This window comes from Kribbella sp. NPDC050820, from assembly GCF_040653975.1.
In the GTDB taxonomy this organism is placed as follows: Bacteria; Actinomycetota; Actinomycetes; order Propionibacteriales; family Kribbellaceae; genus Kribbella.
This window is the reverse complement of sequence record NZ_JBFAHB010000085.1, coordinates 25,001-36,590: the sequence shown is the minus strand read 5'-3', so window position 1 is coordinate 36,590 and position 11,590 is coordinate 25,001. Positions and strand designations below refer to the sequence as shown.

General features: G+C 69.5%; 10 protein-coding genes. 2 read left to right on the top strand and 8 right to left on the bottom strand.

The genetic code is table 11. The features are described from left to right. Nucleotides 1-127: 127 nt before the first annotated feature. Nucleotides 128-1,420, bottom strand: a complete 1,293-nt coding sequence (locus AB0H36_RS41490; RefSeq protein ID WP_360536430.1) for a hypothetical protein — start codon at nucleotides 1,418-1,420, stop codon at nucleotides 128-130. 132 nt (nucleotides 1,421-1,552) lie between these two features. On the opposite strand from AB0H36_RS41490, the gene AB0H36_RS41485 reads away from it, so the two are divergent. After that, entirely contained in the window at nucleotides 1,553-2,365 is an 813-nt protein-coding gene (locus AB0H36_RS41485) for a carbonic anhydrase (protein WP_360536428.1), read from the top strand. Here the strand turns inward: AB0H36_RS41485 and AB0H36_RS41480 are convergent. Next, nucleotides 2,349-2,990 (bottom strand): helix-turn-helix domain-containing protein, encoded by a 642-nt coding sequence (locus AB0H36_RS41480; RefSeq protein WP_360536426.1) that lies wholly within the window; start codon nucleotides 2,988-2,990, stop codon nucleotides 2,349-2,351. The two genes, AB0H36_RS41485 and AB0H36_RS41480, sit on opposite strands and share 17 nt — an antisense overlap. Before the next feature lie 60 nt (nucleotides 2,991-3,050). Here AB0H36_RS41480 and AB0H36_RS41475 point away from each other — a divergent pair, with 60 nt between their 5' ends. Beyond that, a complete protein-coding gene (locus tag AB0H36_RS41475) occupies nucleotides 3,051-3,350 on the top strand; it encodes a hypothetical protein (RefSeq protein ID WP_360536424.1) in 300 nt (99 codons plus the stop codon). Between the two features lie 3 nt (nucleotides 3,351-3,353). On the opposite strand, the gene AB0H36_RS41470 is transcribed toward AB0H36_RS41475, so the two are convergent. The 6 genes from AB0H36_RS41470 to AB0H36_RS41445 all read right to left on the bottom strand — a co-directional run bounded on the left by AB0H36_RS41470 (nucleotide 3,354) and on the right by AB0H36_RS41445 (nucleotide 11,558). Next, on the bottom strand, nucleotides 3,354-5,228 hold the full coding sequence (locus AB0H36_RS41470; protein WP_360536422.1) for a beta-L-arabinofuranosidase domain-containing protein: 1,875 nt from the start codon (nucleotides 5,226-5,228) through the stop codon (nucleotides 3,354-3,356). A gap of 18 nt (nucleotides 5,229-5,246) precedes the next feature. Continuing rightward, nucleotides 5,247-5,744 (bottom strand): carbonic anhydrase, encoded by a 498-nt coding sequence (locus AB0H36_RS41465; RefSeq protein ID WP_360536420.1) that lies wholly within the window; start codon nucleotides 5,742-5,744, stop codon nucleotides 5,247-5,249. Continuing rightward, a complete protein-coding gene (locus AB0H36_RS41460) occupies nucleotides 5,741-6,622 on the bottom strand; it encodes a sucrase ferredoxin (protein ID WP_360536418.1) in 882 nt (293 codons plus the stop codon). The genes AB0H36_RS41465 and AB0H36_RS41460 overlap by 4 nt, the downstream gene beginning before the upstream one ends. A gap of 106 nt (nucleotides 6,623-6,728) precedes the next feature. After that, entirely contained in the window at nucleotides 6,729-8,384 is a 1,656-nt protein-coding gene (locus AB0H36_RS41455) for an MFS transporter (protein ID WP_360536416.1), read from the bottom strand. Continuing rightward, nucleotides 8,381-9,091 carry an LppX_LprAFG lipoprotein gene (locus tag AB0H36_RS41450; RefSeq protein ID WP_360536414.1) on the bottom strand — a complete coding sequence of 237 codons (711 nt, stop codon included), beginning with the start codon at nucleotides 9,089-9,091 and terminating at the stop codon, nucleotides 8,381-8,383. Before AB0H36_RS41450 ends, AB0H36_RS41455 begins: the two co-directional genes overlap by 4 nt. A gap of 4 nt (nucleotides 9,092-9,095) precedes the next feature. Beyond that, nucleotides 9,096-11,558 carry a DNA topoisomerase IV subunit A gene (locus AB0H36_RS41445; protein ID WP_360536412.1) on the bottom strand — a complete coding sequence of 821 codons (2,463 nt, stop codon included), beginning with the start codon at nucleotides 11,556-11,558 and terminating at the stop codon, nucleotides 9,096-9,098. Nucleotides 11,559-11,590 lie beyond the last annotated feature (32 nt).

Here is an 11,590-nt window from a genome sequence, read left to right as displayed (position 1 = left end):
ATCAGCCTGCGCTCGTCGGCATCAACGTCGTTCATGCTCGCTACGCTGCGCGTGCTCCACGTTGACCCCTCCCACACACACCCTGCCAACACCTCTCCTACCGAGGAAAGGTCCCCTTCAGGGTCTATCAGCCGAGCGCGGTACGCAGCGCGGCATGGGAGCCGCGGACGATCGCCTCCCGGTTGGCCTCGTACGTCGGGTCGGTGATCGCGGTCTTGTTCGCCGCGTCGAATGACAGCACCGGAACGTGCAGGTGACCAGCCGGCATCGACGGGTCCAGCAGGTCGCGCTGCAGGGTGTTGCGGTAGGCAACCTCGTTGGACAGGTAGCCGCCGCCGGCGCCCTCGGACGCGATCGAGCCGGGCGTCGGGCCTAGCGGCTGGCGGACGGGCTGAGTCTGACCGGCCGGGATCTCGAGCACGCTGGTGTTGACCCGCATCCGGAACGGCGTGACCTCGGCCTGCGCCATCCGGGCCAGCGGCAGGCTGGAGGTCAGCCACTCGGGACCCGCCGGCATGCTGGGGGAGACGACCGGTGCGCTGACCGTGCCACCGCCCCACAGGTTGTTGTTGTCACCGATCGAGCTGACCGAACGGCGCCGGCCGTTGAACACCTCCAGGTCGAGGATGCCCACCCGGCCCTGGCTCGCAGTCATGACCAGATCAGCCCGCTGTGGACCTGGGCGGTAGTGCGGGGCGAGAGCGTTCTCGACCATGTTCTCGTCGAAGTCGGTGTACCGGACCGGGAAGACGACGGTCTGGATCTCGTACGTCTTGCCGTTCACCACCCAGCGCTGACCGTCCAGAGTCAAGGCGTTGGCGCCGGACGGGTTGCCGATCCGGATGTCCGCGTCGAGCGTGAACGGGTCGAAGCCGGTCACCAGGATCCTCTGCACGCCAGGGGCGAACCGGGTGCCGGTGATACCGCGGGAGCTGTACTCGAGTGACCGGATCAGGCCGGCGCGGTCCGCCGTACCGATGGTGAAGTCCGGTTGCCACTGCCGCAGGGCGAGGGCCATCGAGATGCGGGCCCAGTAGAGACCGCGGTCGTCGGTTGCGGGCAGTGCGTCGGGCTGCGTCTGCGGGTGTTGTGCGCGATGGGTCGCCGTACGCCAGAGGGCCTCGCCTTGGGTGCGGACGAGGACGGCGGCAGCGTGTTTGTTGGGAACCGAGCAAAGCAGACGGGTGAACAGGGCGACGTGCCGGTCGAAGCTGGAGCGGCGCAGGATCTCGGCCGGCACCGACGGGCCGCCGGCGACGCCGTTGTCCAGGCGCTGCTCCTCGACGGTGCCTTTGACGGCGGTGTCGAGACAGCCGGTGGTGGGTGCGGCGTGGACGGTCGGCGCACCCGACAGGGCAGTGGTCAGGGCGATGGCGCCGATGAGCAGGGAGCGTGAGAACGAACTGGGGCGGAGTCTCATAAGGGCTGTCTATCAGATCTCTCCCGGAACCCGATCAGATTACTGACCACCCCGGGTATTGCAGACAGTATGCAAGGGGTTACCTTCAGAAGGCGGCGATCGCCCACGCCGCCCTCATCAAGGAGCACATCGTTGAGCATCACATCTCGCCGCGGCCAGGCGTCGGCGCCCAATACTGCGGCTTTCACTTCGCGGCGCCGGTTCCTGACCACCGCCCTGCAGACTACTCTCGTCGCCGGAGCCGGCGGCGCCGCCCTCACCGCCTGCGCCGACGACGGTACGACGCCCTCGTCGGTCGCCTCGTCCGCCGGACACACGCTGGCCGGCACCTACCCGCCCTCCGCGCCGCCGGTTGCTGACGGCAACCAGGCGCTGCAGCGCCTGCAGGAAGGCAACGCCCGGTTCGTCGCCGACCGCGAGGAGAACCTGGACGAGGGCATCGCGCGCCGCGTTGCCGTCAGCAAGGGTCAGACCCCGTTCGCCACCGTGCTCGGCTGTGTGGACTCGCGGGTGCCGATCGAGCTCGTCTTCGACCAGGGGCTCGGTGACCTGGTCGTCGTCCGGAGTGCCGGCGAAGCGCTCGACCACTCGGTGACCGGCAGCCTGGAGTTCGGCGTCGCCGAGTTGCACACACCGCTGCTGATGGTGCTCGGCCACCAGCGGTGCGGCGCGCTCACCGCGACGATGAAGGCGGTCGACGCAGGCCGGCGCACCGCCGAGGCGGGCGAGATGGACTACCTCGTCGACACCCTCGCCCCGGCCGTCCGGCAGGTCGCCGGCAAACCCGGCGACCGCCTCACCAACGCCATCCACGCGAACGTCGACCTCGTGCTCGCCACGCTCCGCCAGTCACCCGTCATCGGTCCGCTGGAGAAGTCCGGCAAGCTCAAACTGGTCGGCGCCTACTACGAGCTCGACACCGGCAAGGTCATGCTCCACCAGTGACGCAGAGCTGGCTGCGGAGGGTCTCTCCGGCCCACTGCAGCCAGCGCTCGTGGGACCAGGCGCGGTCGCGGGTGAACAGCAGGTAGAGCTCGGGGCTGAGGATGGCGTAGAGGATGTCTGCCGTGTTCTCAGCGGTGAGGTCCTCGCGTGCGCCTGGTTTGGTGACCAACGCGTCTGCGGCTGCGCGCTGGACGACGTACCGCAGGTCCTCGTCCTGCGGCCACAGCGCGGCGACCTCGGGGTCGTTCGCTACAGCGGCCTCCAGGACGCGCATGATCGGTGAGACCCGCTGCAGCACGGCGCTCGAGCCGGGGACGTACGCCGACAGCATCTCTCCGGCCGTCGCCGCTTTGACGGCGTCGGTGAACCACGGGCGATCCATCGTCGCGATCGGCTCGGAGTCCCCGGCGATGGTCACGTCGACGAGCTCCTTGAGCAGGGCCCGCTTGTTGCCGAAGACGAAGTAGATCGTCTGTACGGCGACCCCGGCCCGGTCGGCCACGTCCTGCAGGTTGGTCGCGCCGTACCCGTCCTCGACGAACAGCTCAGTGGCTGCCTGGATGATCCGCCGCCGGGTCTCGGCCGCCTTCTCCGCCCGCCGGTTGGGCCGCTTGACAACAGTCATGACTAGAGTCTATCTCTAGATTCGTCCGCTATAAGTCAACTCTAGAGAAAGGCACTAGTTATGTCGCTCATCGCAGTCACCCGATTCGAAGCTGTCGACACCGTCGAGGCGACCGAAGTACGGGATCGCCACACCGCCCTGGTCGAGGCCGTGCGCACTGCCACGCCGGGTCTGACCGAGGCGCGCCTCGGCCGGCTGCCCGATGGCCAGTGGGTCGGCGTCTGGCGCTGGGACTCGATGGACACGCTCAAGTCCGTGCGTGAGCTCGCCCCGAACCTCCCCGAGGTGAAGGCAGCCTTCGCCCTGGTCCGCGAGGGCACCTCCGCGGTCGAGGAGATCGAGGTGGTCGACGAGCTCTGAGGTCTACGAGGTCAGCGGTAGCTCGGTGACGCGCAGGGTTGTGCAGCCGTAGGGGATGAGCGTGAGGTCCTGCGCGTCGCCGGTGGTGGCGGGCCTGGGCGCGGGTGCGGCGGCTGCGCCGTGCTCCAGCGTCCAATAGGGGACTTGGCGGCCCTGCGCGCGGAGCTGAATCGGGGACTTCACGAAGGGGTGCCCGGTCAGCGGCCGGCGGTCGACCTCGATCGTGGCCGGGTCGATGGCGTAGTTCCACGGGCCGGCCGGGTGGATCTCCCAGGTCGCGTGCGGGTCGTCGCCGCCGATGCGGTGCCTGGTCTCGGGGATCGGAAGGGCGAAGACCAGTGGACCGCGTTCGAAGGTGCTGGCCGTCCGCGAGACCGTCTGCACCGCGGCCGGGAGATGCAGTCGAACGACGTGCGGTCCGCCGGACCAGTCGCGTCGTACCTGGTGAATGGTGCCGGCGGCAACCGGCTTGCCGTCGACGGTGGCGTCGGTGGTCCAGGCGGGGACACGGAGATCGAGCGGTACGACGCCGGAGCCGCTGACCGTGATCGTGACGTCGTCCTCGAACGGGTACGACGTGGCGACGTCGACGGACAGGTCGCCGTACGAGAAGGAGCACGGGGCGTAGGACAGGGCGGTGAGGGCGCCGTCGGGCGAGTGCATCCAGAGGTGGGTGGTGAAGCGGTGCCAGCCCTGGTGTCGGTTGGCCGTGCAGCAGCCGAAGTGGGGCGCGAGGCCGAAGACGTTCGCGTCGGGGCCGTTGTTGGTGTAGATGCGGTCCTCGGTGACGTGGCAGATCACCTGGTTGGCCTGCTGCACGTACTGGTGCGTCCACTCGTCGGCCGATGCACTCGCGGGCAGCGCGTTGAAGGCGAGCCGCTCCATCCGGTCGGCGAGTGGCTCGACGGCGCCGTAGGACTCGAGGGCGACCTCGAGCGACGCCAGGTGCTCGACGACCGTGCAGTTCTCGGTGCCCTGGCTGGGGTGGCGACCGGCCAGGTGCTCGTCGCAGCTGAACAAGCCGCTCGCTTGCCCGTGGTGCTCGTCCAACGCCGCGACGAGCCGGAGGAGGCGGGCCTGCTGATCCTCGGCGGAATCGTGCCGCGACCAGACCGGCATCGCCTTGAGCCCCATCGCGACGTTCACACCATGCGAGGACAGGTGGACGTCGTTCATCCAGAGGCCGTCGTGCTCGTCCTTCGCGGCCTGCAAGGTTGCGTCCGGCACCTTCCCGCGGAACGGGAGGTCGTCGGCGTACCCAAACCAGTCGAACCCCTGCTCCTGGCACTTCGCCGCCAGCGGCAGCAGCCAGTCCTCGCGGGTCAGATCGTGGAGCTGGTTGATCACCCAGACCACGTCGGTCCACCGCGACCGCGCCCACTCCTGCAGCGGCCACTCGTCCAGCAGTACGTCGAGCAGCCGGAGGAACCGCAGTGCGGCCGGTACCACCCGCTCGTCGCCGGTCGCGTCATAGTGCTGCAGCAGCGCCTTCAGCACGATGATCCGCGGCCAGACGTCATGGTCGGCGTACGTCGATTCGCCCGAGCGCGGCCCGAACCAGCCGTCCGGGTGCTGATGGTCGAGGATGTAGTCGACCCAGCGCTGTACCTTCGCCTGCAGCCGCTCGTCGTCGAGCAGGTAGGCGATGCCGGTGATGCCGTCGAGCCAGTACGGTCCGCGCTCCCAGCCCTCGGCGTCACCGCCGATCCAGCCGCTGCGTGCGATGTCGGGCCAGAACTCGTCCAGGTGACCGGCCATCCCGTCGGCCTGCAGACGCAGCCGCTCCAGCAACCATCCGGTGGGCCGGACAGTTGCCAGCGGCAAGGGGCGGAGGGCGGCGGGAGCGAGCGTGAACTGAGGGTGGCCGGAACCCGGCACGGAAGCAGCTCCTAAGTGTCAGTCGACCTGGGTGAGGCGGCCGGTGTCCACGTCGTACATGAACCCTCCGACCAGGATGTCGTCGCCGATCAGCGGGTGGTCGCGCACGGCGGTGACGTCGTGGCGGAGCGCCTCGAGCTGGTCGGGGATGACGTGGATCGGCAGGTAGCCGGCCGGCTTGCCGGCGGCGGCCTCGACCTTGGCGCGCAGGTCGTCCTCGGACATCGCGGCCATCGCGCAGCGGGTGTGCGGGATGACCATGATCCGGCGGACGCCGAGCAGCTGGACGCCGAGCACCAGCCCGGTCATCGTCACCTCGGTGACCCGGCCGCCGGCGCTGCGCAGCACCTTCGCGTCTCCCGGCTTCAGCCCGAGCATCTCCAGCGGCGGGATCCGCGAGTCCATGCAGGTGACGACGCAGACGCCGGCGTGCGCGATCCCGTCGAACCCGCCGTAGTGGAAGTCGGCGGCGTAGTCGGCGTTGGCGGCCAGCAGGTCCTCGAATCCGCTGCTCATCGGACGTCACCCGGCACTGGGGTTTCGGCACGCAGGATCGACATGGCGAACGGCTCCTTTCCGCAGGACTCCGGACGAGGTGGATCGGCCGGTGCGCTGGTGACCGGCACATTCCAGGACCGGCCGTCGCGATGCACCACGGTCACGGTTCCCAGGTCTTCGCCCGCCACACTGAGGGCATCCAGCGCAAGCTCACCGGTGAGCTCACGTACGGCGATCTCCGCCGCCTGGCCGTGTTTCGACCAGGTCGACCGGCCGCGTAGGCCGGTCAGCACAGTCTCCCCGCGACGCGCGGCCTCGAGTACGCCGACGGCGGTGTTGGCAGTCAGGTGGCCGTGCATCGTGCCGAAGGGGAGCACGGTCGCAGTCGGCGCGAACCGGTGTCCGCCGAGGTGGTTCGCCTCCCAGACCCGGCCCGGCGCGACCGCGGCGACCGCGTTGACCAAGGGCCGGCCAAGCAGCGCGCAGCACTCGTCGCGCTTGCCGTTGGTACAGACCAGCATCACCGGCTCGTCGACCACGCTCAGCGTGGGCAGCGAGTCGATCACGGCATCCTGATCGCCTCGGCCGATCGCGTCGAGGTCGAGCTCGTCCAGCTGCACCGGGTCGGCGACAGCTCCACCGAGCAGCCAAGTCCGGCCGGGACGAGTCGAGGCGACGTACACCTGGTGTGACCGTTCGACCGCGTCCGGATGGCGGCCGGGGGAGCGGATCAGCCCGAACCGCACGTCCGCCTTCTTGCACGCCTCGTCGATCGCACGACCGAACTCCGGGTCGAGATGGCTCTGCGTCGGCGCCTTCGCACCCCACGGCCCAGGCTGCTCGACGACCACCCAGCCGCTGGCGACAACCGCCGTACCGGGCATCGGCTCACGCAACTCCCGACAGAAAGTCGAACACAGGCCAGGCCGGCCAGCTGCGTCGAGTCGTGCGGTCACGGAATCACCGTACGGCAGCCGGGACCAGGTTCCGGCACGGTGACCATCATCTGTGCAGAACGCCACGTCGGCCGAGGACGAGGACGGCCAGGATGGCGGCCAGGAAGGCGGAGACGGCGGCGCCGGCGAAGATTGCGTGAACTTGTGAAACGGCGGCGTCGCGGAGTGCGTCGACGAACGGGCGGCAGGAGCCGGGGGCGGACGGGCACAGTTCGTTGGGCGACGGGATGTCGTCGACGATGGCGAAGTAGCGGCGTAGACCGATTGCCGTGAGGGCGGAGACGCCGACGAGCATGCCGACCATCCGGGCGACCACCACCAGCGCGCTCACCAGGCCGTGGCTGTCCGGGGGAGTGGCGCCGAGCATGGCCGTGTTGACCGGCGACAACGCCAGCCCGAAGCCGAAGCCGCACAGCAGCAGTACGACGGTCGCCGGCCAGTGATCGAGTGCGTCGCGACTCCAGAACGCCATCGCCACGAACATCGCCCCGGCCAGCGCGAGCCCGGCACCGGTGATCACGCCGAGCCCGTAGCGCCGCGTCAGCCAGCCGCCGACGACCGCGCCGACCGGCAACGCGATCAGGAACCGCAGCAGCACCAACGCGGCCGCCAACTGCCCGCCGCCCTGGGTGGTGCGCGCAAAGACGGGTACGTCGACCAGCGCCGCGATCAGCGCACATCCGACGAGGAAGCTGACCACCAGCGAACCCCACGCCGGCGAGGCGCCGAGCAAACCACGTGGCACGATCGCCCGCGGCGTACGGCGTTGCCAGACCGCGAACGCCACCGCGAACACGGCAGCTCCAACCAGCAGCCACGGTCCCGCAGGCGACATCAGCTCCCGCTCGGGATCAGCGGTCGCAAACGCGAGCACGACACCGGCCAGCGCGAGCGCGAGCAGCAGTGCGCCCACGAGGTCAACCTGCTCGAGCGTTGCCCGCACACGGGTCTTGCGGAGCAGCAGGGCAATCCAGAGAAGCAGCAGGGCCAGTGTGACCACGCCAATCGGCGTGAGCAGGCGCGAGTCACCGGAGAACGGGACGAACGGGATGCCGAGTGTCACGCCGGTCGCTAACCGCTCGGGCGCAGTCAAGGTGAGGCCGAGGGCCACACAGGCGAGGAAGCCGACCGCAGCCGAGATCGGTGGGGCTTTGAACCCACTCAGCAGGAGCGCGAGGACTACAGCCACAAGGAGGTTGAGCCAGAAGATGTAGCGCCAGTCGGCCACCGCGAGCACGAGCGCGCCGAGCAGCGGGCCGAGCACCGACCCGATCTCCTGTACGGCGCTCACCACGCCGAGCGGGAGGCCTCGGCGGTCGGCCGGCCACAGGTCCGCGACCAGTGCGAGCGTGGCCGGGACGAGGCCGCCACCGCCGACACCTTGCAGGAAGCGGCCGGTCACTATCAACGAGAGGTCGTACGCCCCCGCGGTGATGAGCGACCCGACCGCGAAGAGCAGCAGTGCGCCGATCAGTACCGGGGTGCGGCCGACGACGTCGGCGATCCGGCCGATCAGCGGCAGGACGGCGATGTAGCCGAGCAGGAACCCGGAGATGATCGGCGCCGCCCGCTGGAGCTCGTCCGCGGACAACCCGACGCCCGCCATCATGTCCGGCAACGCCAGGACGACGACGTAGGTGTCGGCAGCTGCGAAGGCTACCGCGATCGACGCAAGGGTGAGCCGGACCCTGGGGGTGCTCACGGCTTGGTGATCTCGACCTGCTCGCCGTACTTGTCCAGGGTCACGTCATAGCTGCTGGTGGCGCCGTCGTAGAACGGTCCGGTGATCGTTGCCGACACCAACTGCTTGGTGTCCTTGTCGATCTTGAAGGTGCTCGGGAAGTCCTGGTCGGCCGGCGCCTTCGGGAAGATCCCCGGCAGCGCTGAACCCGGCACCGTGCCGGTGACCTCGGTCAGCACCTTGGCGCCCTCCCGGGTCTCGCCTTTGATCTTCGGGTCCTTCACCTTCGGCAGCAAAGAGGTCAGGCCCTTGTCCGGGTCCAGCAGGATTGCCGGGTCCGGCGCGCCGAGCGCGACCAGCTGCGACTGCGGCAGCTCGGTGAAGCCGGTCGTGAACGGCAGCTTCGCGTAGACCTTGCTGCCGACCGCGACCACCTCGGCGTCGATCGGCGCGCCCGCCGTACGAACGGTCAGTTTGCCCTTGAACGCCGGGGCGTGTGTCGCCACACCGTCACCGCTGACCAGGGTCTGCGCGTTCTCCGGTAGGTCGCGGCCGGTCAGCACGATGTGCACGCTGGCCGCCTCGTCGATCGTCTTCTTGGCATCCGTGAGCAGCGCGACCGGATCGTCGCCGGGCTGGGTGGTGCCGCCGTCGGCGTCCTTCTTGTCGTCGCTGCAGCCCGCCAGCGCCATCACCAGCACCGCGCCCAGCGCGAGCAGTCTCTTCATGGCGTCAGCCTGCCACGTAACTGGCGCTGTCGGCGGCGCAGGCAGCGATAGGTTGCGCAACCGGTACGCCGGAGCCGTCCCGTCGGGGGTCGATCGGCGGCAGGTCCACCGGGGCGCCGCTGTTCGCGCTCGCCCGGACCGGCGCAGCACCGATGAAGCCGAGCAGCAGCCCGTCCTCACCCTTGAGCAGCCGCTGGCAGCGCACACCGCCGGTGCCGCGGCCCTTGCCCGGGTATTCGCTGAACGGTGTGACTTTCACTGCGCCGACCTCGGTCCCCGGCAGCGCCGACGACGAGCCCGCGATCGTGACGACGTGCGCCTCGCGCCCGGACTCGACGGCGCCGAAGAAGACCACCTTCGCGTCCTTGCCGAGCCGGACACCGGCCATACCGCCCGCGGTCCGGCCCTGCGGACGCACCGCGGACGCCGGGAAGTGCAGCAGTTGCGCGTCGGAGGTGATGAAGCAGAGCTCATCCTCGCCGGTCGTCAGCTCGATCGCGCCGACGACCTCGTCGCCGTCGTTCAGCCGGACGATCTCCCACGCGTCCCGGTTGCTCAGGTGGTCGGGCACGACCCGCTTGACCACGCCAGCCGCCGTCCCCAGCGCGACACCGATCGAGTCGGGATCCATCGTGGTCAGCGCAAGCGCCTTCTCACCGGGCTCCAGCGACACGAACTCCGCCACCGGCGCGCCACCCTGCAGGTTCGGCGCGTTCGCCGTCGTCGGTACGGCGGGCAGGTCGAGCGACTCGAGCCGGATCAGCCGGCCGGCGCTGGTGACCAGGCCGTACTGGCCGCGGGCGGTGCTCTTCACCGCGGACACGATCGCGTCGTGCTTGGCCCGGGCGTCGCCGGTGCCGAACGGCTCCACGCCGTTCGTACGGGCGAGCAGGCCGGTCGAGCTCATCAGCACCCAGCACGGGTCGTCGCTGACCTCGAGCGGCACGGCCGCGGTCTTGGTCGCGCCGGACGACTCCAGCAGCACGGTCCGGCGCGGCGTGCCGTAGGTCTTCGCGACCTCGGCCAGCTCGTCGGAGACCGTCTTGCGGAGCAGGTTCTCGTCCTCGAGGATCGCGGTCAGCCGCTCGATCTCGCGCTCCAGCTCGCCCTTCTCGGTCTCCAGCTCGAGCTTGGAGAACTTCGTCAGCCGGCGCAGCGGCATGTCCAGGATGTAGTTGGCCTGCACCTCGGACAGGTCGTAGATCTCCATCAGCCGGCCGCGGGCCTGGGCGGCGTCGTCGCTGCTGCGGATGATCTGGATGACCTCGTCGATGTCCAGGATCGCGATCAGCAGGCCGTCGACGATGTGCAGCCGGTCCTGGGCCTTCTTCCGGCGGAACTCGCTGCGCCGGCGGACCACGTCGTACCGGTGGCCGAGGTAGACCTCGAGCAGGTCCTTCAGGCCGAGCGTGCGCGGCTGGCCGTCGACGAGGCACACGTTGTTGACGTGGAACGCGTCCTCGAGCGGGGTCAGCTTGTACAGCTGCTCCAGCAGCGCCTCGGGGACGAAGCCGTTCTTGACCTCGATCACCAGCTGGGTGCCGTGGGTCCGATCGGTCAGGTCCTTGACGTCGGCGATGCCCTGCAGCTTCTTCGACTGGACCAGGGTCTTGATCTTCTCGATCACCTTCTCCGGGCCGACCGAGTACGGCAGCTCGGTGACCACGATGCCCTTGCGGCGCGGGGTGACGTTCTCGATCCGGGCGGTGGCGCGCATCTTGAAGCTGCCGCGGCCGGTGGCGTAGGCGTCCTTGATGCCCTCCAGGCCGACGATCTTGCCGCCGGTCGGCAGGTCCGGACCGGGGACGAACCGCATCAGGTCGTCCAGGTCGGCGTTCGGGGTCTTGATCAGGTGCCGCAGTGCCTGGATCACCTCGACCAGGTTGTGCGGCGCCATGTTGGTCGCCATCCCGACCGCGATCCCGGCGGCGCCGTTGACCAGCAGGTTCGGGAACGCGGCCGGCAGCACCGCCGGCTCCTCCTCCTGGCCGTCGTAGTTCGGCCGGAAGTCGACGACGTTCTCGTCCAGGCCGTTGGTCATCGCCAGCGCGGACGGCGCCATCCGGCACTCGGTGTACCGCATCGCGGCCGGGCCGTCGTCGAGCGAGCCGAAGTTCCCGTGGCCGTCGATCAGCGGGACCCGCATCGACCACGGCTGCGCGGTCCGGACCAGGGCGTCGTAGATCGCGCCGTCGCCGTGCGGGTGGTACTTACCCATCACCTCACCGACGACGCGGGCCGACTTCACGTGGCCGCGGTCGGGGCGGATGTTGTTCTCCGCCATCGAGAACAGGATCCGCCGCTGGACCGGTTTCAGCCCGTCCCGCGCGTCCGGCAGCGCCCGGGAGTAGATCACCGAGTAGGCGTACTCCAGGTAGCTGGTGCGCATCTCGTCGGAGACGTCGACGTCGAGGATGCGCTCCTCGAAGTCCTCGGGCTCGGCGGTGGTGCTGCTACGGCGTGCCATACGGTGTACGAACTCCTCGATCAAGCCGGTAC